This window comes from Micromonospora sp. NPDC007220, from assembly GCF_040634035.1.
Taxonomy (GTDB): domain Bacteria; phylum Actinomycetota; class Actinomycetes; order Mycobacteriales; family Micromonosporaceae; genus Micromonospora; species Micromonospora reichwaldensis.
Genome location: NZ_JBEYEU010000022.1, coordinates 33,356 through 53,383, shown reverse-complemented (window position 1 = coordinate 53,383; position 20,028 = coordinate 33,356). Strand labels below are relative to the sequence as shown.

At 73.1% G+C, this 20,028-nt stretch carries 19 protein-coding genes; 5 read left to right on the top strand and 14 right to left on the bottom strand.

Annotated features, from left to right (window positions below):
* Positions 1 to 59: 59 nt before the first annotated feature.
* From argG to ABZ573_RS26415, 3 genes are all read right to left on the bottom strand, one after another.
* Positions 60 to 1,511 (bottom strand): argininosuccinate synthase, encoded by a 1,452-nt coding sequence (gene argG / locus ABZ573_RS26425; protein WP_132238770.1) that lies wholly within the window; start codon positions 1,509 to 1,511, stop codon positions 60 to 62.
* Between the two features lie 106 nt (positions 1,512 to 1,617).
* The gene (locus tag ABZ573_RS26420) at positions 1,618 to 2,043 is read right to left on the bottom strand and encodes a nucleoside deaminase (RefSeq protein WP_151455753.1); all 426 of its coding nucleotides are present in this window, start codon (positions 2,041 to 2,043) and stop codon (positions 1,618 to 1,620) included.
* Complete coding sequence (locus ABZ573_RS26415) at positions 2,040 to 2,840, bottom strand: LLM class flavin-dependent oxidoreductase (protein ID WP_358121684.1); 801 nt, start codon at positions 2,838 to 2,840, stop codon at positions 2,040 to 2,042. Before ABZ573_RS26415 ends, ABZ573_RS26420 begins: the two co-directional genes overlap by 4 nt.
* Positions 2,841 to 2,985: 145 nt before the next feature.
* On the opposite strand from ABZ573_RS26415, the gene ABZ573_RS26410 reads away from it, so the two are divergent.
* Positions 2,986 to 3,444, top strand: a complete 459-nt coding sequence (locus ABZ573_RS26410) for an Lrp/AsnC family transcriptional regulator (RefSeq protein WP_358121682.1) — start codon at positions 2,986 to 2,988, stop codon at positions 3,442 to 3,444.
* Positions 3,445 to 3,481: 37 nt separating this feature from the next.
* Here the strand turns inward: ABZ573_RS26410 and ABZ573_RS26405 are convergent, their stop codons facing one another.
* Entirely contained in the window at positions 3,482 to 4,342 is an 861-nt protein-coding gene (locus tag ABZ573_RS26405; RefSeq protein ID WP_358121743.1) for an RNA methyltransferase, read from the bottom strand.
* A gap of 91 nt (positions 4,343 to 4,433) precedes the next feature.
* Here ABZ573_RS26405 and ABZ573_RS26400 point away from each other — a divergent pair, with 91 nt between their 5' ends.
* On the top strand, positions 4,434 to 6,305 hold the full coding sequence (locus ABZ573_RS26400; protein WP_358121741.1) for a thiamine pyrophosphate-requiring protein: 1,872 nt from the start codon (positions 4,434 to 4,436) through the stop codon (positions 6,303 to 6,305).
* A 126-nt stretch (positions 6,306 to 6,431) separates the two neighbouring features.
* On the opposite strand, the gene ABZ573_RS26395 is transcribed toward ABZ573_RS26400, so the two are convergent.
* Positions 6,432 to 6,995 carry a dihydrofolate reductase family protein gene (locus ABZ573_RS26395; protein ID WP_358121680.1) on the bottom strand — a complete coding sequence of 188 codons (564 nt, stop codon included), beginning with the start codon at positions 6,993 to 6,995 and terminating at the stop codon, positions 6,432 to 6,434.
* Positions 6,996 to 7,137: 142 nt separating this feature from the next.
* Here ABZ573_RS26395 and ABZ573_RS26390 point away from each other — a divergent pair, with 142 nt between their 5' ends.
* Positions 7,138 to 7,761 carry a thymidylate kinase gene (locus ABZ573_RS26390; protein WP_358121678.1) on the top strand — a complete coding sequence of 208 codons (624 nt, stop codon included), beginning with the start codon at positions 7,138 to 7,140 and terminating at the stop codon, positions 7,759 to 7,761.
* A 72-nt stretch (positions 7,762 to 7,833) separates the two neighbouring features.
* On the opposite strand, the gene ABZ573_RS26385 is transcribed toward ABZ573_RS26390, so the two are convergent.
* The 4 genes from ABZ573_RS26385 to ABZ573_RS26370 all read right to left on the bottom strand — a co-directional run bounded on the left by ABZ573_RS26385 (position 7,834) and on the right by ABZ573_RS26370 (position 12,812).
* Positions 7,834 to 10,050: a transglycosylase domain-containing protein gene (locus ABZ573_RS26385; protein ID WP_358121676.1), complete on the bottom strand. Its 2,217-nt coding sequence runs from the start codon at positions 10,048 to 10,050 to the stop codon at positions 7,834 to 7,836.
* A gap of 228 nt (positions 10,051 to 10,278) precedes the next feature.
* Positions 10,279 to 11,079 carry a hypothetical protein gene (locus ABZ573_RS26380; RefSeq protein ID WP_358121674.1) on the bottom strand — a complete coding sequence of 267 codons (801 nt, stop codon included), beginning with the start codon at positions 11,077 to 11,079 and terminating at the stop codon, positions 10,279 to 10,281.
* Between the two features lie 148 nt (positions 11,080 to 11,227).
* Positions 11,228 to 12,334 (bottom strand): SPFH domain-containing protein, encoded by a 1,107-nt coding sequence (locus tag ABZ573_RS26375; protein WP_358121672.1) that lies wholly within the window; start codon positions 12,332 to 12,334, stop codon positions 11,228 to 11,230.
* A gap of 4 nt (positions 12,335 to 12,338) precedes the next feature.
* Positions 12,339 to 12,812, bottom strand: a complete 474-nt coding sequence (locus ABZ573_RS26370; RefSeq protein ID WP_151457518.1) for an NfeD family protein — start codon at positions 12,810 to 12,812, stop codon at positions 12,339 to 12,341.
* Between the two features lie 111 nt (positions 12,813 to 12,923).
* Between ABZ573_RS26370 and ABZ573_RS26365 the strand changes: the two genes are divergently transcribed.
* The gene (locus ABZ573_RS26365; protein WP_151457519.1) at positions 12,924 to 14,240 is read left to right on the top strand and encodes a serine hydrolase domain-containing protein; all 1,317 of its coding nucleotides are present in this window, start codon (positions 12,924 to 12,926) and stop codon (positions 14,238 to 14,240) included.
* A gap of 194 nt (positions 14,241 to 14,434) precedes the next feature.
* On the opposite strand, the gene ABZ573_RS26360 is transcribed toward ABZ573_RS26365, so the two are convergent.
* Positions 14,435 to 15,244 (bottom strand): DUF3097 domain-containing protein, encoded by an 810-nt coding sequence (locus tag ABZ573_RS26360; protein WP_358121670.1) that lies wholly within the window; start codon positions 15,242 to 15,244, stop codon positions 14,435 to 14,437.
* A gap of 228 nt (positions 15,245 to 15,472) precedes the next feature.
* Here ABZ573_RS26360 and ABZ573_RS26355 point away from each other — a divergent pair, with 228 nt between their 5' ends.
* A complete protein-coding gene (locus ABZ573_RS26355) occupies positions 15,473 to 16,267 on the top strand; it encodes a hypothetical protein (RefSeq protein WP_311413869.1) in 795 nt (264 codons plus the stop codon).
* A gap of 7 nt (positions 16,268 to 16,274) precedes the next feature.
* On the opposite strand, the gene ABZ573_RS26350 is transcribed toward ABZ573_RS26355, so the two are convergent.
* The 4 genes from ABZ573_RS26350 to fabG form a co-directional block, all read right to left on the bottom strand.
* A complete protein-coding gene (locus tag ABZ573_RS26350; RefSeq protein WP_151457586.1) occupies positions 16,275 to 17,054 on the bottom strand; it encodes an HAD-IIA family hydrolase in 780 nt (259 codons plus the stop codon).
* A gap of 48 nt (positions 17,055 to 17,102) precedes the next feature.
* Positions 17,103 to 18,164: a ferrochelatase gene (locus tag ABZ573_RS26345; RefSeq protein ID WP_151457583.1), complete on the bottom strand. Its 1,062-nt coding sequence runs from the start codon at positions 18,162 to 18,164 to the stop codon at positions 17,103 to 17,105.
* A 113-nt stretch (positions 18,165 to 18,277) separates the two neighbouring features.
* A complete protein-coding gene (fabI, locus tag ABZ573_RS26340; RefSeq protein WP_151457584.1) occupies positions 18,278 to 19,045 on the bottom strand; it encodes an enoyl-ACP reductase FabI in 768 nt (255 codons plus the stop codon).
* A 35-nt stretch (positions 19,046 to 19,080) separates the two neighbouring features.
* Positions 19,081 to 19,785, bottom strand: coding sequence for a 3-oxoacyl-ACP reductase FabG (fabG, locus tag ABZ573_RS26335; protein ID WP_151457585.1), 705 nt, complete (start codon positions 19,783 to 19,785; stop codon positions 19,081 to 19,083).
* Positions 19,786 to 20,028 lie beyond the last annotated feature (243 nt).

The following is a 20,028-nucleotide window of genomic DNA, read 5'->3' as shown; positions in this document are numbered from 1 at the left end:
AAGCCCCTCGACGTGAGGGACTTCCGGGCCGCATGACGATCGTGTCCAGGAGCCGTCGCTCAGTCGACGCCGAACTCCATCGCGGCGCGGTCGAGGGCCTCGTCGGCGGCGGAGGGGACGCCCCGGGAGGCGATGGCCTCCGCGCCGCCCTGCGGCATCGCGCCGATCAGCCCGGTCGAGGCGGCCTGCGCGGCGCCGACCATCCGCTGCGGGGCCGCGCCGCCGACCATGCCGAGGGTCGCGTACTGCTCAAGCTTCGCCCGCGAGTCGGCGATGTCCAGGTTGCGCATGGTGAGCTGGCCGATCCGGTCCGACGGGCCGAACGCCGAGTCCTCGGTACGCTCCATCGACAGCTTGTCGGGGTGGTAGCTGAACGCCGGGCCGGTGGTGTCGAGGATCGAGTAGTCCTCGCCCCGGCGCAGCCGCAACGTCACCTCGCCGGTGACCGCCGTGCCCACCCAGCGCTGCAACGACTCGCGCAGCATCAGCGCCTGCGGGTCCAGCCAGCGCCCCTCGTACATCAGCCGACCGAGGCGGCGGCCCTCGTTGTGGTAGTTCGCCAGGGTGTCCTCGTTGTGGATGGCGTTGACCAGCCGCTCGTACGCGGCGTGCAGCAGCGCCATGCCGGGCGCCTCGTAGATGCCCCGGCTCTTGGCCTCGATGATCCGGTTCTCGATCTGGTCCGACATGCCCATGCCGTGCCGGCCGCCGATGGCGTTGGCCTCCAGCACCAGGTCGACGGGGCTGCCGAACTCCTTGCCGTTGATCGTCACCGGGCGGCCCTGGTCGAAGCCGATCGTGACGTCCTCGGTCGGGATCTCCACCGACGGGTCCCAGAACCGGACTCCCATGATCGGGTTGACCGTCTCGATGCCGGTGTCGAGGTGCTCGAGGGTCTTCGCCTCGTGCGTGGCGCCCCAGATGTTGGCGTCGGTGGAGTACGCCTTCTCGGTGCTGTCCCGGTACGGCAGGCCGCGTTCGAGCAGCCACTCCGACATCTCCTTGCGCCCACCGAGTTCCGTGACGAAGTCGGTGTCGAGCCACGGCTTGTAGATGCGCAGCTGCGGGTTGGCCAGCAGGCCGTAGCGGTAGAACCGCTCGATGTCGTTGCCCTTGAAGGTCGAGCCGTCGCCCCAGATCTGGACGTCGTCGGAGATCATCGCCCGGACCAGCAGGGTCCCGGTCACGGCCCGGCCGAGCGGGGTGGTGTTGAAGTACGCCCGCCCGCCCGAGCGGATGTGGAAGGCCCCGCAGGTCAACGCCGCCAGGCCCTCCTCGACCAGGGCGGCGCGGCAGTCGACCAGTCGGGCGACCTCGGCGCCGTAGCTGAGCGCGCGACCGGGCACCGAGGCGATGTCCGGCTCGTCGTACTGGCCGATGTCGGCGGTGTAGGCGCAGGGAACGGCGCCCTTGTCGCGCATCCACGCGACCGCGACCGAGGTGTCGAGGCCGCCGGAGAAGGCGATGCCGACACGTTCGCCGATGGGCAGGGAGGTGAGAACCTTGGACACAAGGAAGATTATGCACTAGGCCGCATGGCCATGCAAACCCAGGGTGGGGACATGACCAGCGACAGCGGGACCCACCGCACGCCCGCACCGCCGCAAGGGTCCCGCTCTAGTAATAGTTGTCGATCGGCTGGCGCGCCTCGTCGAACAGCGCCGGCCCCTCGTACCGCACCGGGGGCAGCGGCGGGGTGACCGGCTTGACCTCCTCGAACTGTTCGGCGGACAGGGCGTACACCACCCGGCCGAGGCCGGACCGGTCGATCGCGGTCGCGCACATCGGGCAGGGCTGGCAACTGGTGAACATGGTGGTGCCGGCGGCCACGTCGGGAGCGAGTTCCCGAGCGGCCCAGCGGGCCAGCTTCAGTTCCGGGTGGGCGGTGATGTCCGAGTCGGAGACCACGGTGTTGTGGTCCTCGATCAGGACGGTGCCGTCCGCACCGACCAGCAACGAGCCGAACGGCCGTTCGCCGGATGCCCCGGCCTCGCTGGCGAGTTCCACCGCACGGCGGAGAAATCTCTCGTCGTCAGGGGTCATCGGTCCTCCTGGGATCTGTGGTACGCGGCCACGGCCGCAAGGGTCTGCCAGGCGCGTTCGGGCTGGCGGATCTCGGTCAGGTCGCCGTTGAACGGGTCGAGCACCACCGTTTCCGCCCCGAGCAGACGGATCTGGTCGATGTCAGCGATGATCTGCTCGATGGTGCCGACACCGGCGAGCCGGTCCGGGGCGGTGACCACTTCTCGGGTCTCCCGGAGTCCGATGCGTGGCATCAACGCGGGCACCGGCCGGCCCAGTTCGTCGGCGGTGGCCTTCAGCCGCCCCGCTGCGTCCGCCAGCCATCCGGGCGTGACCCGCAGCGGGTGCCAGGCGTCACCGAGCAGTACCGCGCGACGAATGCCGGCGTCGCTGTTGCCGCCGACCCAGATCGGGATCGGGGTCGTATCGTAGTCGTCGGTGTTCCGCCAGGCGTCGCGCATGACGTGCAGGTACTCATCGGTCAGCGCGCCGCGCCGCCGGAACGGCACGCCGAGCGCCTCGAACTCCTGCCGGGCCCAGCCGACGCCGACGCCGAGGACGAGCCGGCCGCCGCTGAGCCGGTTGAGGTTCGCCGCCATCCGGGCGGTGAGCAGCGGGTGCCGGTACGGGACGATGAGCACCGTGGTGCCCAGCCGGACCCGGCGGGTCACCCCGGCCAGCCAGGACAGCGTGGTGAACGGCTCGTAGAACGGCGCCGGATACTGCTCGGCCACGTCCGGGGTCACCACGATGTGATCGGAGACCATCAGCAGGTCGAAGCCGAGGCCCTCGACCGTCTGCGCCCACCGTCGCAGCATTTCGGGGTCGGTGCCCGGGGCAAAGTTCGGTACGTTGACGCCAATTTGCACGGGTTCCACGCTAGCCGGGGTGGGTTCCGTGTGTGAACATCGCGTTCCCTGCCTTTGCTGGCTTTTGCCGTGGATCCACCGGCAAGATGGCCCGATGGCCGAGAATCTTGACGCTGTCGATTGGTCCATCCTGATCGAGTTGCAGGGCGACGGCCGGCTGCCGATCACCGAGCTCAGCCGCCGGGTCAAGCTGAGCGCGTCGGCCACCAGCGAACGGGTGAGGCGGCTGGAGGCGACCGGTGTGATCAGCGGCTACCGCGCCGAGGTCGACCTAGCCAAGGCGGGCTTCGCCGTGCTCGCGGTGGTCCGGCTGAAGTACCCCGGCAGCCGGCACGAACCGCTGCGCCAGCTGCTGGAGCGACGGTCGGAGATTCTGGAGTGCCTGCGCACCACGGGAGACGACTGTTACGTGCTGAAGGTGGCCGCGACGTCGATGGCGCACCTCGAACAGGTCGTCGACGATCTCGCCGGGTTCGGCAGCACCACCACCAACGTGGTCTACAGCGCCACCCTGCCCTATCGCGGCCCGCACCTGTCGCCGCCCCGCTCGTGACCGGGGCACGAACGCCCCCCGCGGCTGAAGCGGAGCACTAGGCCGGGTCGTCGCGGCCCAACTCCCAGCAGGCCACGGCGGTGGCGGCGGCGACGTTGAGCGAGTCGACGCCGCGGCGCATCGGGATCACCACCCGGACGTCGCTGCCGTCCATCGCCGCCCGGGTCAGGCCGGCGCCCTCGGCCCCCATGAGCAGCGCGGCGCGGGCCCGCTGCGCCGCGTCGAGCCGCTGGATCGGCACCGCGTCCGGCGCCGGGGTCATCGCCAGCACCGTGAAGCCGGCCGCGCGGACGTCGCCGAGCGCGTCCGGCCAGGGCTCCAGCTTCGCGTACGGGATTGCGAAGACCTCGCCCATGCTGACCCGGACGCTACGCCGGTAGAGCGGGTCGGCGCAGGTCGGCGAGAGCAGCACGGCGTCCACGCCCAGCGCGGCCACCGCCCGGAAGATGGCCCCCAGGTTCGTGTGGTTGTTCACGTCCTCCAGGATCACCACCCGCCGCGCGGCGGCCAGCACCTCGGCGGCGGGCGGCAGCGGCTTGCGCCGGAACGACGCCAGCACGCCCCGGTGCACGTGGAACCCCGTGGCCCGTTGCAGCACGTCCTGCGTGGCGGCGTAGACGGGGGCGTCGCCGGTGTCCAGGTCGGCGAGCTGGTCGACCCGCTTGGCGTCCACCAGGTACGACCGGGCCGGATAGCCGGCGCGCAGCGCCCGGCGCAGCACCAGCTCGCCCTCGGCGATGAACAGGCCGTGCGGCGGTTCCCAGCGGGTACGCAGCTCGACGTCGGTCAGCGCGCGGTAGTCGGCGATCCGGTCGTCGTCGGGGTCGGTGATCGGGTGGATGGGCACCCGCCGATTCTGCCGGACGCGCCGCAGCCGCCCCGGGCCACCCGACACCAGCGCACCCCGTGGCGTTTTGTCCCGGGAAAGACGGGAATGGCGGGCCGGAGCGGCGGAGCGACGGAAGGACAGTCAGGTGAACGCACGTCCCATGGGCACGCCGGGGCCGGCCCGCATCGACCAGCCGGACGGATGGCGCGTCGACCTGGGTCCGCTGCCCCGCGACGCCACCGTCGCGGACCACATCGTGCACCGGTTGGCCGGCTGGGGCGTCCGCCGCTACTTCGGCTATCCCGGCGACGGCATCAACGGCCTGACCTCGGCGCTGCAACGCACCCGGGACCGGGCTCAGTTCGTCCAGGTCCGCCACGAGGAGACCGCCGGCTTCGCGGCGTCGGCGCACGTCAAGTACGGCGGCGGGCCGCTCGGCTGCGCGCTGGTGACCAGCGGCCCCGGCGCGATCCACCTGCTCAACGGCCTGTACGACGCCAAGCTGGACCACCAGCCGGTGGTCGCCCTGGTCGGCCACACCGCGCTCACCGCCGAGGGCGGCGGCTACTACCAGGAGGTGGACCTGCTCGCCCTCTACAAGGACGTCGCCGCCGCCTTCCTGGCCCAGCTCGACCACCCCAGCCAGGTCCGCCACCTGGTCGACCGGGCCTGCCGCACGGCGCTGGCCCGGCGTACGGTCACCGCGCTGGTGCTGCCGTCCGACATCCAGGACGCGCCGGCCGTGCCGGAGCCACCGCACGCGCACGGCTACTACCGCACCAGCGACGTGCCCAGCAGTGGCCCGACGGTGCCGCCGGAGGCGGACCTGCGCCGGGCCGCCGAGGTGCTGGGCGGCGGCGAGCGGGTCGCCATGCTGGTCGGGCAGGGCGCGCTCGGCGCGGTGGACGAGGTCCGCGCGGTCGCTGATCGGCTCGGCGCGGGGGTGGCGGCGGCGCTGCTCGGGTTCGCCGCGGTCGACCACCGGGAGCCGTGGGTGACCGGCGCGATCGGCCTGCTCGGCACCCGGCCCAGTTGGCAGCTGATGAACGAGTGCGACCGGCTGCTGATCGTGGGCAGCAACATGCCGTACTCGGAGTTCTACCCGCCGCAGGAGCAGGCCCGGGCGGTGCAAATTGACCGGGACGGCACCCAGTTGGGGCTGCGGTACCCGACCGAGGTGAACCTGACCGGGGACGCCGCCCCCACCCTGCGGGCCCTGCTGCGCGAGCTCGGCCCCGGCCCGGGACCGACCCGCTGGCGGGCGACGATCGGCAAGGCCACCACCGCCTGGCGCCGCACGCAGCGGGAACTGGCCGGGCAGGCCGCCGACCCGGTCAACCCGCAGCTGCTCTTCGCCACCCTCAGCGACCGGCTCCCCGACGACGTGATGATCTCGGTCGACTGCGGCACCACGACCGCCTGGTACGCCCGGCATCTCCAGGTCCGCCCCGGCATGCTGGCCAGCCTCTCCGGCACCCTGCTCTCGATGGGCGGCGCGATGCCGTACGCGCTGGCCGCCAAGTTCGCCCACCCGGACCGTCCGCTGGTGGCCCTGATCGGCGACGGCGCGATGCAGATGAACGGGGTCAACGAGCTGATCACGGTGGCCAAGTACTGGCGGAGCTGGTCGGACCCCCGCTTCGTGGTGCTCGTGCTCAACAACCGGGATCTCGCCTTCGTCAGCTGGGAGCAGCGCTCCAGCGAGGGCACGCCGATGTTCCCGGACAGCCAGCAGCTGCCCGACATCGGCTACCACCGGTGGGCGGAGGTACTGGGCCTGCACGGCGAGCTGGTCGACGCGCCGGAGCAGGTGCCGGGGGTCTGGGAGCGGGCGTTGGGCGCGGACCGGCCCGTGGTCGTCAACGCGTTGGTCGACCCGGCCGAGCTGATGCTGCCGCCGCACTTCACCGCCGAGCAGGCCCGCAACACCGCCGCGGCCGTGCTGCGCGGCGACACCGACTGGGCGGGCATCATCCGGCGGGGCCTGCCCACGGCGGTCGCCACCCTCAGGCCGGGGCGCGGCCGGGGCTGACCGGGAGACCCAACGCCGCCGGGCTGACCGGGAGGCCCGCCGCCGAGGCTGACCGGGGAGGCCGTGCCGCCGCCGGGGCTGACCGGACGGCGCGGTGCGCCCGGACGGGCCCAGCGCGGCCCGGCGTCAGCCGGCCCGGTGGTACCGCAGCAGCACGGACCTGCCGTCGAAGGTCCGCGACTCCGCCAGGCGGAACTTCATCCGCTCGGTGGCGGCGAAGACCGGCTTGCCGCCGCCCAGCACCACCGGATGCACGAAGATCTGGTACTCGTCGATCAGGCCGAGGTCGGTCAGCGCGGCGGCGGCCTCGGCGCCACCGTTGAGCAGCAGGTCACCGCCCGGCTGCTCCTTGAGCGCGGTCACCTCCCTGGCGAGGTCCCCGCCGCCGACCACCCGGGCGCCGTGATCGGCCTCGGTGAGCGTGCGCGAGAGCACCACCTTCGGCGTCCGCCGCCAGATCGGCACGAACGCCAGGTCGTGCGGGTGGTCGGAGATCGACTCCGCCTGCGGCCAGTAGGCGGCCATGAACTCCCAGACTCGGCGGCCGTAGACGAACGCGCCGGCCCGGTCGCACTGCTCCAGCGAGAACGCGGACAGCTCCGGGCCCATCTCCGGCCAGTCGAACTCGCCGTTCGGGCCCTCGATGAACCCGTCGAGCGACTGGTGCACCCCGTAGACGATCTTCCGCATGGCGCTGCTCCTCCTGACCCCTGACGCCCCCTCGTGGGCGCCTCCGCCAGGTGGTCGGAACGGCCCCGCCGGATCCGACAGCCCGGCACCACCTTCTCAAGATTTTTCCTGGGGCTAGTCCGGGGCGGCTACCGTGCCGCTCATGCGCCGTCCGATGATCATTGCTCTGATCGGTGTCGACGGGGCCGGAAAGACCACCCAGGCAAAGGCGCTGGCCGCCCGGCTGAGGGCGGCCGGGGTGCCGGCCAGCTACTTCGAGAACGCCGGCGGCCGGCCCCTCTGGAACCGGCTCGCGCAGGCGCTGGGCCGCCGCGACGGGCCGCACCTGTTCGGCCGCACCGGCTACGTGACCATCGAGGCGACCGTACGCTGGCTCGCCATCGCCCGGGCGGTGCTGGCCGCCCGGCTGACCGGCAGGACGGCGGTCATGGACCGCTGGTCCTGGTGCCAGTACGTGGTGATGTGGGCCCGCGGCGACCAGGGAGGGCGGTTGGTCCGGCTGGCGTACGCGATCTTCCCCCGACCGGAGCTGGTCTGCTTCCTGGCGGTCTCGCCCGAACGGGCGCAACAACGGGTGCTGGCCCGGGGCATCGACACCGAGGAGTTGACTCACCTGCGGGCCCTGGACACCGGCTACCGGGGGCTGCCGGAGTTCGGCTCGTTCACCGTCATCGACGCGGACGGCGACCCGGCCGAGGTCAGCGGCGTCCTCGACCGGGTGGTGCGGGCCGCCCTCCCCCGTCGGCGTCCCCCGCTGACGCAGTAGTGCGGGGGCGGGCAACGACGATCTCGCGCGCGGCCGTACCTCCGGGGACGGACGGATCAGCAGGCGCGGTCGTCAGCCGCGGCCCTGGAGCCAGCGGCGCAGGTCGGACAGGCGCTGATCGTCCTGGGGCGACGGCCGCCGCTCCTCGGACGGGCGGCGCTGCTCGACCGGCGGGCGCTCCACCGGCCGGCGCGGGGCGCCGACCAGCTCGCGGCTGGGGGCGGCGAACTTCTTCTCCGGCTCACCGTCGACGGCGGTGCCGATGACCCGGGCGACCGCGTCGATCACCCGCGCCTGCACGGCGGCCCCCACCGAGTCGGTCGGGTCGTCCGGGTTGGCGGCGATGCCCGCGACCGCCACCTGCGGGGTGAAGCCGACGAAGGTCTCGGTGGCGTTCTTCTCCGAACTGCCGGTCTTGCCGGCCACCGGCCGGCCGTCGAGGATCCGGTTCACCGAGGTGGCCGTGCCCCCGTTGCACTGCGCGAGCGAGGACTGCTGGCCGACCGGGCAGCGGGCGGCGTCGGTGGCGGCCCGGGCCACGTCGGCGTCGAGCACCCGGCGGCAGGACGGGTCGCCGACCGGCACCTTCTCGCCGTCGGCGGCGGTCACCGAGACCACCGGCAGCGGCGCGCAGTACGTGCCCTCGGCGGCCACCGTGGCGTACGCGTTGGCCAGGTCGAGCGGGGTGGTGGCGGTGACGCCCAGGGTGAACGAGCCCCAGTCGGCGGCGTCGTTCTCGGCGAACGTGGCGTCGGCGTCGGCCCGGAAGGTGATGCCGAGGCGCTTCGCCATCTCGACCACCTTCTCCTGCCCGACCTGCTCGGCCAGCCAGACGAAGTACGTGTTCACCGAGCGGCCGAAGCCGTCCCACATCATCCGGTAGCCGTCCATCCACTCCGGGTTGGCGTTGGCCGGGCACCACCGGCCGTCGCAGCTGCCCTCGCCCTCGGCGGCGTACCGGGTGGGCAGCCGGCTGGGCGCGTCGAAGCCGGTGGACAGCGGCTTGCCGGCCTCCAGCGCGGCGAGCATGGTGAAGAGCTTGAACGTCGAGCCGGCCTGGTAGCCGGCCACGCTGTCGCCGCCGGAGATCAGCGGGTTGACGGTGTTGGGGCGGTTGGCCTGCCCGTCCGGGTTCGCGTCGAGGCTGTAGTGCCGGTTGACCGCCATCGCCAGCACCCGGCCGGTGCCCGGTTCGACGGCGGCGATCGGCAGGGCGCGCTTGTTGTCGTAGGAGTAGACGCTGGTGGCCTGCTTCTGCGCGGTGGCCTGGATCTCCGGGTCCAGCGAGGTCACCACGGTGTAGCCGCCGCGGCGCAGGGCCTGCTCGCGCTCCTCGGCGGTCGCGCCGAACGCCGGCTGCGCGAGCCACCACTGCCGCAGGTAGTCGCAGAAGAAGCCCCAGTCGTCGTGGCCCTCGGCCACAGCGGTGCAGCCGTTGGGCTGGGCCGTGGGGCGCAGCGTCAGCTTCTCGGTCCTGGCCCGCGCGGCTTCCTCTGCGCTGATCGCGCCGGTGGAGACCATCGAGTCCAGCACGTAGCCGCGCCGCTCCAGCGCGGCTTCCGCGTCGCCGTCGATCGGGCTGTACGCCTCCGGCGACTGCACCAGGCCGGCGAGCAGGGCCGCCTCGCCGAGGGTCAGTTCCGCCGGGGACTTGGCGAAGTAGCGCTGGCTGGCCGCCGCAATGCCGTACGCCCCGGAGCCGAAGTACGCGATGTTCAGGTAGCGGTTGAGGATCTCGTCCTTGCTCAGGCGCTGCTCCAGCGCCGAGGCGTACCGGATCTCCTGGATCTTGCGCCCGACAGTCTGCTCGGTGGCCGCGGCGCGCTCCTCGGCGGTGCGCCCGGGGTCGGTCTTGAGCACGTTGCGGACGTACTGCATGGTCAGCGTGGAGCCGCCCTGCTGGCCGCCGCCGGAGACGTTCGACACCACGGCCCGCAGCAGCCCGCGCAGGTCGGCGCCGCCGTGGTCGTAGAAGCGCCGGTCCTCGGCCGCCACGATCGCCTGCCGCATCACCGGTGCGATCTCGTCGAGCGGCACGTCGGTGCGGTTGACGTCGTAGAACGTCGTGATCAGCGTTTTGCCGTCGTTGGCGTAGAGGTAGGACCGTTGCGGGGTGGCCGGGGTGCGCAGGGCCTCTGGCAGCCCCGCGTACGACCCGACCGCGGCCTTGGCGGCGAACCCGAGCAGCAGGTTTCCCGGCAGCGCGGCGACCGCCAGGACGAGGCCGGCGAGCACGCCGGCGAGCAGCACGGTGAACAGCCGCGACAGCGGCGGGCGGGGTGGGGCCATGGTCCCCAGGATTGCCACGTAACGGGCCAACCGACCACCCCCGCGGCCCGGTTGTCAGCAATTTCACCGCCCGTGACCAGCAACTTCCCATCCCAGCGCCCCCTCGGCCACCGCGAACCCCGTGGCCACCACCCGCCCCGGCGATGACCGCCCGACTTCCGGTGGCGTCCGCCCGGATCCGGCGACGCCCGCACGGCTCCGCGCGGCCGCCGGGGCCGGTGCGACGGGTCAGGTGGGCAGGGGGCCGTTCGGGCCGGGAGTGGCCGGGGCGGCGGCGGTGGCGAGGCTCGCGCTGGCGGCGTCGCGGGCGATGTCCCGGGGCACCAGGCGGCCGGAGCGGTAGCCGATGCCGATGCCGGCGACCAGCACGAAGATCGCGCCGAAGGTCTGCAACGAGCCGATCAGCGCGCCGCCGACGCCCAGCAGCGGGGCGGCGATCATCAGCATGGCGCCGTCGCCGATGCTGAACGTGCCGGACCGGGCAACCGACCAGCCGGTCAGCAGCCAGCCCAGGCTGTAGCAGGTGGCGCCGACGAGCACGAGCATGCGCGCGGTGGTGCCGAAGACGGGGGTCTGCTCCGCCAGCCCCGCGAAGGGGAGCATGAGCACCGTGCCGGCGATGGAGACGAGCAGGCCGGCGACGGCCGCCCGGCGACTGCGGGTCGCCGCCAGCAGGCCGGTCAGCGCCAGCAGGGCGAGCAGCCCGAGCCACACCGCCGCCACCCAGCCCACCAGGTAGAGCGGGCGGCCGTCAGCCGGGTACGGGTCGTTGCCCACCCCGCCGTCGCTGCCTATCGCCACGACGGCGTAGAGGATGGCGTACGCGGGGAGCAGCCACACCGCGCCCCGGGCGAGCCGGCGCAGCGACCAGGCCCAGGTGGCGTTCGTGGCCGGCCCGACCGGCGTCGGCTCGACGAAGGGCAGCACCCCGAACCCCCCGCCGGTACGCCGGCTGCCGAGCGGCCCGGTGGGATCGTGCGCACCGGGCACCGGGGCCGAGGACCGTACCCGCTTCGCCGGATCCTTCATGCGTCACCTCGCTCGTCCGACGAGCGGTGCGGGACGCGCCGGGGCGCCCCGATGCCTGCTCACCGCCCGTCCTAGGACCGATGGTGGCAGGCGACGGAGCGCCCCGTGAGTGGTTCTCGCATTTCCGGGCGATCGCGCCCGGAGCCGGTCAGCCCCGTTGGCGCTGGTCAGCCGGGTCGTTCAGCAGGCTCGTCGGGGAGACCGGCTCCGGTGCCGGCAGACCCTGCGGCCTGCCTCCGGTGGCCTGCGCCTCGGCGACGCGTACCTCGTCGTGGATCTGCTGCGCGGCGGCCGCCGCGGCCTGCGCGGCCTCGGCCGCCTCGCGCTCCACCTCGCTCGCGCTACCGGCCGCCTCCGGCGCCGGCTCGTCGCCGACCATCCGGCTCAGCCCGCCCAGCGCGCCGCCCATGCCCTCCAGCGCCTTGGTCAGCTCGGCCGGCACGATCCAGACCTTGTTCGCGGTGCCGTTGGCGATCTGCGGCAGGGCCTGGAGGTACTGGTAGGCGAGCACCTTCTGGCTCGGATTCGCCTGGTGGATCGCGTCGAACACCGTCTTGATCGCCTTCGCCTGACCCTCGGCCTGGAGGATGCGGGCCTGCCGGTCACCGTCGGCGCGCAGCACCGCGGACTGCTTCTCACCCTCGGCCGTGAGGATCTGCGACTGCTTGTGCCCCTCGGCGTTCAGGATCGCGGCCCGGCGGTCCCGCTCGGCGCGCATCTGCTTCTCCATCGAGTCGCGGATGCTCGCCGGCGGCTCGATTGCCTTGAGCTCCACCCGGGTGACCTTGATGCCCCACCGGCCGGTGGTCTCGTCCAGCACGCCCGACAGGTGACGGTTGATCTGGTCGCGGCTGGTCAGCGCCCGCTCCAGGTCCAGCGAGCCGATCACGTTACGCAGCGTGGTGACGGTGAGCTGCTCGATGGCCTGGAGGAAGTTCGAGATCTCGTAGGTGGCCCGGACCGAGTCGACGACCTTGAAGTAGAGGACCGTGTCGATCGAGACGACCAGGTTGTCGGAGGTGATCACCGGCTGCGGCGGGAAGCTGACCACCTGCTCACGCATGTCGACCTTGGTACGCACCGCGTCGACGAACGGGACCAGGATGTTCAGCCCCGGGTTGAGGGTGCGCTTGTACTTGCCGAGCCGCTCGACCACGTCCTGACGCTGCTGCGGCACGATCCGTACCGCCTTGGCCAGGGTGATCACCCCGATCAGAGCGATGGCGATCAGTAGGACCGGGATCACAAGTTCCATGTACTCACCTTTTCGCTTCGGGTAGCTCCCCGGAAGGAGAAACGTCGTCCCGCCACACCAGGGCGGTCGCACCCCGCACCTGGATCACCTGCACCCGGTCGCCCGGGGCGAAGTGCTGGCTCGCGTCGTAGGAGCGGGCCTGCCACAGCTCGCCGTCGATCTTCACCATGCCCTGCCCGGCGTCGACCTGCTCCAGCACGAGCGCCGTGCTGCCCTCGATCGCCTCCACGCCAAAGGGCTGCTCGCCGCTCTCCAGCGCCGAGCGGCGGTGCCTGCGCAGCGTCGGCCGCACGCCCAGCACCGTCAGCGCCGACACGCCGGCGAAGACGATCGCCTGCACCTCGACCGGGGCGCCGAGCGCCGCCGCTCCCGCGGCGGCCAGGGCCCCGACCGCGAACATGATCAGAAATAGCGTCGTCGTGAAGATCTCAGCGACCGCCAGAACGACACCCAGCACGATCCAGAACACGGCGTCCACCCCCCGATCGTGACACGTCAAAGCACGTGGAGCCCACCCGCGAAGATCAGTAAGCTCGGCGGCACGCCGGCGGCCCACCCCGACGGCACCGGAATCCCCCGAGGAGAGCCCGTGTCCCTGTTGCCCGAGACCACCCGCCAGGTCGATGCCCTCGTCGCCGGGGCGCAGTCCGCCGGCCGTACGCCGTCGCTGCTGATCGGCGTGGTGCGGGACGGCGCGCTGACCCACCTCGCCACCGCCGGCGAGCACCCGCGCCCCGACGCCGACCTCCAGTACCGCCTCGGGTCGATCAGCAAGACCATGACCGCCACCCTTGTCATGCAGGAGCGCGACGCCGGCCGGCTGGCCCTGGACGACCCGCTGGAGAAGCACCTGCCCGGCACCGGTGTGGGCACACTCACCCTGCGGCAGCTGCTCGGCCACGCCAGCGGCCTGCGCCGCGAGCCGGACGGGCAGTGGTGGGAGCGCGCCGAGGTCGGAGACCTGGCGACGCTGCTGGCCGGGGTGAGCGCCGAGAAGATCGCCTATCCCCCGCACCGGGTCTACCACTACTCCAACCTGGCGTACGGGCTGCTGGGCGGGGTGCTCGAACGGATCACCGGCACCCCCTGGGCCGACCTGCTCCGCCAGCGCGTGCTGGAGCCGCTCGGCATGGGCCGCACCACGTACGCGGCCACCGAGCCGTTCGCCCGCGGTTACGTGGTGCACCCCTGGCACGACACGCTGCGGGAGGAGCCGCGTACCGACACCGGGGCGATGGCACCGGCCGGGCAGCTCTGGTCCACCGCCGAGGACCTGGCCCGGTGGGCGGCCTTCCTGGCCGACCCCGCGCCGCAGGTGCTGGCGGCGGAGACGCTGGCCGAGATGTGCGTCCCCGTGTCGATCAGCGACGTCGACTCGTGGACCGGCGGGCACGGCCTCGGGCTGGAGCTCTACCGGCAGGGCGAACGGGTGTACGTCGGGCACGGCGGCTCGATGCCCGGCTACGTGGCCGCCCTGGCGGTGCACCGCCCGTCGCGCACCGCCGTGGTCGGCTTCGCCAACTCGTACGGCTTCCGCACCGGCGGGATCGGCGGGCTCGCGCTACGGATCCTCACCACCGTCCTGGACGCCGAACCGGCGTTCCCGCAGCCCTGGCGGCCCGCCGCCGCTCCCCCGCCCGCCGAGGTCGACGAGGTGACCGGTCGCTGGTGGTGGATGGGGGCGTCGCTCGACGTCACCTGGGACGCGGCCAGGGGCGAGCTGGTCGTGTACGTGCGCGGCGAGCGGGTCAGCGTGTTCGTCCCGGAGGGGCCGGACCGCTGGCGGGGTCGCTCCGGCCCCGAGAACGGCGAGATCCTGTCGGTGCTGCGCGACGGGTCGGGGCGGGCGGTGGCGCTCGACATCGCCACCTTCGTCTTCACCCGCACCCCCGACCAGGAGCCCTGACGGCGCCCGCAGGCGTCGGCGGAGGATCCACACGCGAGACGCTGTCGGGCTGATGTCGCAGACGATTCAGGGGCCGTCTGCGTCGCAGCGGCCACAAGCACCGCTGATGTCACAGACGACTCAGCTCGACAGCGTCGTACGACCCCTTCGCCCACGAACCAGGCCGCCGCCGACGGGCCGGACCGCGCTCGCGCTCAGGCCGGCTCGGTGACGAAGTCGATCAGGCGTTCCATCGCGTTGATCAGCGGGGTCTCCACGTCGGCGAAGCTGTCGACCCGGGACAGGATGTGCCGCCACATGTCCGCCGGCTCGGCGACCCCGAGCGCGGCGCAGACGCCCTCCTTCCACGGGCGTCCCGGCGGCACCACCGGCCACGCCCGGATGCCCAGCGCCGCCGGCTTGACCGCCTGCCACACGTCGACGTACGGGTGCCCGGTGACCAGCACGTGCGGGGAGGTCACCTTCGCGACGATCCGGCTCTCCTTGGAGCCGGCGACCAGGTGGTCGACGAGCACGCCGAGGCGCCGGTTGGGGCCCGGGGCGAAGTCGCGCACCTCGGCGTCGAGCGCGTCGATGCCGTCCAGCGGCTCCACCACCACGCCCTCGATGCGCAGGTCGTCGCCCCAGATCCGCTCGACCAGGGCGGCGTCGTGGATGCCCTCCACCCAGATCCGGCTGGCCCGGGCGACCTGGGCGCGTAGGCCGTCGACGGCGATCGAGCCGGAGGCGGTGCGGCGGCGGGCGGCCGGCACCGGGGCGCGGGTCGGCCGGCGCAGCGTCACCGGCCGCCCGTCGAGCAGGAACGCCGCCGGCAGCAGCGGGAAGTTGCGCCGGCGTCCGTGCCGGTCTTCCAGCACCACCGCGCCGGCCTCGAAGCCGACCACCGCCCCGCAGAAGCCGGAGTCGGCGTCCTCGACCACGAGGTCCGGCTCGGCGTCCACCTCGGGCGTGACCTTCCGCCGCCGCCAGTCCCCCGCCAGCACATCGTCCGCGTACCGCCCCATGCCGATCAAGCTAACCTCCCACCCCTCCCCCCGCACCCGACACGCCGCCCCCGCCGCCTCCGCCGCGGCGATCATGCAGTTGTGGTGCCCCGCGAAAGGGGCAGAGGTCGACGATCCACCCACCACAACTCCATGATCGACGGGACGGGGGGCGCATGATCAGCGGGGCGGCGGACAGTCGGAGCGGCAGTCGAGACAGGGGCGGCGGTGACCACGTACCCTTTCGGCATGTCCACCCCCGCAGCGGGCGCGGCCACTCTCACACCGCGCCGGTCCAGCCGGTTCGTGGCCTGGGTGCGCGCGTGGCGCGCCGGGCTGGTGCCCTTCGACGAGCTTGCCGACGCCATCGCCGGCGACGAGGAGCACCTGGTCGCCGACGCGCCCGGCACCTGGACCGACGTTCCCCTGCCCCAGGCGCTACCCACCCTCGCGAAGCTCTCGCCCGACGAGATCCGGCTCGTGCTGCCCGCGCCCGGCGACCCGCGCGGGCTGCCCGGGCCGGGCGACTTCGCCGGCGCGGCGCTGGTCGCCGGCGAGGCGGTCGTCGCCGGCGGGCTCGGGCTCATCCCGCATGTGCGCACGCACACGTCCGGCTCCGGCGACACCTTCGAGACGGTCCTCTGGCGGGTCTACCCGCTGCCGGCCGACGCCCCGGCCGCCTCCCTCGCGTTGCCCGGCGCGGCCGAGGCCGAGGCGGAGCTGGCGGTGGCCCTGGCCGACACGACCGCCGCGCTGACCCGGCTGGACGTCGCGCAGTGGCGACCCGAGCTGGCCGGGGCGCTGGAGGCGCTGCGCCGGCCGGACGGCGCCACCGACCTGCCGCCCGGGTTCGACCCGCGGGCCCGGCGGCTCTTCGCCCGGGCCGCCGTGCTCGACCGGGTGCTCGCGCTGGCCGGGCACGCGGCGCCGGGCGGCGCGATCAACAACTACGAGGCCCAGCAGCGCGACGCCGCGCTGCGCCCGCTGACCACCGCCTGCCGGCAGGCGCTGGTGGCCGCCTGCAACGCCCCGCTGCGCCCCTGATCGCCGCTCAGATCTCGTCGACCAGGTCGGCGACGGAGTTGACGATCCGCGACGGACGGTACGGGTAGCGCTCCGCCTCGGCGCGGCTGCTGATGCCGGTCAGCACCAGGATCGTCTCCAGCCCGGCCTCCAGCCCGCAGAGGATGTCGGTGTCCATCCGGTCGCCGATCATCGCGGTCGTCTCGGAGTGCGCGTTGATCGTGTTCAGCGCCGAGCGCATCATCATCGGATTGGGCTTGCCGACGAAGTACGGCTCGATCCCCGTCGCCTTGGAGATCATCGCGGCGACGGAGCCGGCGGCCGGCAGCGCGCCTTCCACCGACGGGCCGGTCACGTCGGGGTTGGTGCAGATGAACCGGGCCCCGTCGTTGATCAGCCGGACCGCCTTGGTGATCGCCTCGAAGCTGTAGGTACGGGTCTCGCCCAGGACCACGTAGTCCGGGGCGAAGTCGGTCAGCACGTAGCCGACCGCGTGCAGCGCCGTGGTGAGCCCGGCCTCCCCGATCACGTACGCGGTGCCGCCCGGGCGCTGGTCGGCCAGGAACTGGGCGGTGGCCAGCGCGGAGGACCAGATCGCCTGCTCCGGCACGTCCAGGCCCATCCGGCTCAGCCGGGCCGTGAGGTCGCGGGGCGTGTAGATCGAGTTGTTGGTGAGCACCAGGAACGGCTTGCCGGAGGCGCGCAGCCGGGAGACGAACTCCGGTGCCCCGGGCACGGGCTGGCCCTCGTGCACCAGCACGCCGTCCATGTCGGTCAGCCAGCTCTCCACCGGCTTGCGGTCCTGCATCGTCACTCGTTCCAGGGTGTCGGGCCGCCGGCGGGGCCGGCGCGGCGGTCAGGAGGCCGGGTTCCCGGCTTCCTGGGCGGCGGTGGGGCGGCGTGCCGGGACGCAGCACACCGTGGGGCAGGTGTCCCACATGGGCAGCTCGCCGAGGCGGCGGCGCAGGCCGGTCCCGTCCGGGTCGGTCCGCTCGCGAACCAGCTCGCGCACCATCGCCACGAACCGGGGGTCGGTGCCGGGGGTGGCGGCCCGAACGAAGTCCAGCCCGAGCTGCCTGGCCGTCTCCCGCGCCTCGGTGTCCAGGTCCCACACCACCTCCAGGTGATCGGAGACGAACCCGATCGGGCTGACCACCACGCCGGTGGTGCCGGCGTCGGCAAGCGTACGCAGGTGGTCGTTGACGTCCGGCTCCAGCCACGGCACCTGCGGCGGGCCGGAACGGCTCTGCCAGACCAGGTCCCAGGGCAGGTCCGGGGCGGCCGCGGCGTGGACCAGCCGGGCGACCTCGGCGAGCTGCGCCTCGTACCGGCCGCCGTGCGGGCCGGCGTTCGCGGCCATCGAGTTCGGGACCGAGTGCGCGGTGAACACGAGTCGGGTGCCGTCCCGCTTCGCCGGGTCGAGGCGGCGGAGCGCCGCCCGCACCGCGTCGGCGTGCGGCTCGACGAAGCCGGGGTGGTCCCAGAACTGGCGGAGCTTGTCGATCAGCGGGGCGTCGGGGCCGACCGCCGCGCGGGCGGCGGCGATGTCCTCCTGGTACTGCCGGCAGGAGGAGTAGCCGCCGAAGGCGCTGGTCACGAACGCCAGGGCGTGGGTGACGCCGTCGTCGCGCATCTGCGCCACGGTGTCGGCGAGCATCGGGTCCCAGTTCCGGTTGCCCCAGTAGACCGGCAGGTCGAGGCCGTTGGCGGCGAAGTCCTCCCGGACCGCCGCGAGCAGCTCCCGGCACTGCTGGTTGATCGGCGAGACGCCACCGAAGTGCTGGTAGTGCTCGGCGACCTCCGCCAGCCGCTCCGGCGGCACGCCCCGCCCCCGGGTCACGTTCTGCAGGAACGGCATCACGTCCTCGGGCCGTTCCGGTCCGCCGAAGGACACCAGGACCACCGCGTCGTACGCCATGGCTCCCATTCTTCCCGGTGCCCGTTCCCGCCGGGCGCGGCCCCCTGGTCCGGGGTGTGAGGAAGGGCCCCCTGCTATGCAGAATGCGATTGCAGTGGGCCCTTCCTCACACGTCAGGCGCCGATGGCGTGGTAGCCGCCGTCGACGTGCACGATCTCGCCGGTGGTGGCCGGGAACCAGTCGGACAGCAGCGCCAGGCAGGCCCGCGCCGCCGGCTCCTGGTCGGTGAGGCTCCAACCCAGCGGCGCGCGCTCGGCCCAGGCCTCCTCGAACTGATCGAAGCCGGGGATCGACTTGGCGGCGATGGTACGCAGCGGCCCGGCGGCGACCAGGTTGCTGCGGATGCCCTGCTTGCCCAGGTGCAGCGCCAGGTAGCGGGAGGCGGACTCCAGCCCGGCCTTGGCCACGCCCATCCAGTCGTAGACGGGCCACGCCTTCGTGGCGTCGAAGGTCAGGCCGACCACCGCGCCGCCGGCGGACATCAGCGGCAGCGCCGCCATCGCGAGGGATTTGTAGGAGTACGTGGAGACGTGCAGCGCGGTCGCCACGTCCTCCCAGGGGGCGTCGAGGAAGCCGCCGCCGAGGCAGCTCTGCGGGGCGAAGCCGATCGAGTGCACCACCCCGTCCAGGCCGTCGACGTGCTCGCGCACGCGGTCGCCGAGCCCGGCGAGATGGTCGGCGTCGGTCACGTCCAGCTCGATCACCGGGGCGGGCTCGGGCAGTCGCCTGGCGATCCGCTCCACGAGGGAGAGCCGGCCGTAGCCGGTGAGCACGACCTGCGCCCCGTTCTCCTGGGCGAGCTTCGCCACGGAGAAGGCGATCGAGGCGTCGGTGATGACGCCGGTGACCAGCAGCCGCTTACCGGCGAGCAGTCCGGACATGCAGGGATTCCTCCGTAGTTCTCAGTGACCGCTTGTCAGTGGCCCATGCCGAGGCCGCCGTCGACCGGGATGACGGCGCCGGAGACGTAGCCGGCGGCGTCGCCGGCCAGCCAGGTGACCACGCCCGCGATCTCGTCCGGCTGGGCGAACCGGTTGGCGGGGATGGCCTTGCGGTACTCGGTCCTGCGGTCCTCGGGCAGGCCGGCGGTCATGTCGGTCTCCACGTAGCCGGGCGCGACCACGTTGGCCGTGATGTTGCGGCTGCCCAGCTCGCGGGTGATCGAGCGGGCCACGCCCACCAGGCCGGCCTTGCTCGCCGCGTAGTTGACCTGGCCGGGGCCGCCGTAGAGGCCGACCACCGAGGAGATGAAGATCATCCGGCCCCACTTCGCGCGCAGCATCTTGCCCGAGGCGCGCTTGGCGCACCGGAACGCGCCCGTCAGGTTCGTGTCCAGCACGCGGGTGAACTGCTCCTCCGACATGCGCAGCAGCAGCGTGTCGTCGGTGATCCCGGCGTTGGCGACGAGCACCTCCACCGGCCCCAGCTCGGCCTCGATCGCGGTGAACGCCGCGTCGACCGACGCGGAGTCGGTCACGTCGCAGCGGACCCCGAACAGCCCCTCGGGTGGCTCGCCGCTGCGGTGGGTCACCGCCACCCGGTCGCCCTGCTTGGCGAAGGCCTGCGCGATGGCCAGGCCGATCCCCCGGTTGCCGCCGGTCACCAGGACGGTACGGGCCACGGTTCCCCCTGTAGTTCAGTGATCTCCCGGTCGGTCGGAGCCTAGGCGTTACCGGCAGGTAAGCGCTAACGCCGTGCACGTCCGGGCCGGCGCGGCGTCGCCCGGCACCGGCCCCTGCCCCGTCCCTCCGGCGACGCGGCGGGCCCCTCGGCCGAGGTCCGTGCGGCCGCTCGGCCGAGTGCGGCGACGGCGACCGGCGGGTGTACGATGATCCGCGTTTGCGGGCCGTGCGGCCCGCTTCCG

Coding starts and splice junctions, on each gene's coding strand:
- ABZ573_RS26420 (WP_151455753.1), bottom strand. CDS start 2,043: ATGACCCCTGACGACGAGAGATTTCTCCGCCGTGCGGTGGAACTCGCC.
- ABZ573_RS26415 (WP_358121684.1), bottom strand. CDS start 2,840: ATGCTGCGACGGTGGGCGCAGACGGTCGAGGGCCTCGGCTTCGACCTG.
- ABZ573_RS26410 (WP_358121682.1), top strand. CDS start 2,986: ATGGCCGAGAATCTTGACGCTGTCGATTGGTCCATCCTGATCGAGTTG.
- ABZ573_RS26400 (WP_358121741.1), top strand. CDS start 4,434: ATGGGCACGCCGGGGCCGGCCCGCATCGACCAGCCGGACGGATGGCGC.
- ABZ573_RS26395 (WP_358121680.1), bottom strand. CDS start 6,995: ATGCGGAAGATCGTCTACGGGGTGCACCAGTCGCTCGACGGGTTCATC.
- ABZ573_RS26390 (WP_358121678.1), top strand. CDS start 7,138: ATGCGCCGTCCGATGATCATTGCTCTGATCGGTGTCGACGGGGCCGGA.
- ABZ573_RS26385 (WP_358121676.1), bottom strand. CDS start 10,050: ATGGCCCCACCCCGCCCGCCGCTGTCGCGGCTGTTCACCGTGCTGCTC.
- ABZ573_RS26380 (WP_358121674.1), bottom strand. CDS start 11,079: ATGAAGGATCCGGCGAAGCGGGTACGGTCCTCGGCCCCGGTGCCCGGT.
- ABZ573_RS26375 (WP_358121672.1), bottom strand. CDS start 12,334: ATGGAACTTGTGATCCCGGTCCTACTGATCGCCATCGCTCTGATCGGG.
- ABZ573_RS26360 (WP_358121670.1), bottom strand. CDS start 15,244: ATGGGGCGGTACGCGGACGATGTGCTGGCGGGGGACTGGCGGCGGCGG.
- ABZ573_RS26355 (WP_311413869.1), top strand. CDS start 15,473: ATGTCCACCCCCGCAGCGGGCGCGGCCACTCTCACACCGCGCCGGTCC.
- ABZ573_RS26350 (WP_151457586.1), bottom strand. CDS start 17,054: ATGCAGGACCGCAAGCCGGTGGAGAGCTGGCTGACCGACATGGACGGC.
- ABZ573_RS26345 (WP_151457583.1), bottom strand. CDS start 18,164: ATGGCGTACGACGCGGTGGTCCTGGTGTCCTTCGGCGGACCGGAACGG.
- fabI (WP_151457584.1), bottom strand. CDS start 19,045: ATGTCCGGACTGCTCGCCGGTAAGCGGCTGCTGGTCACCGGCGTCATC.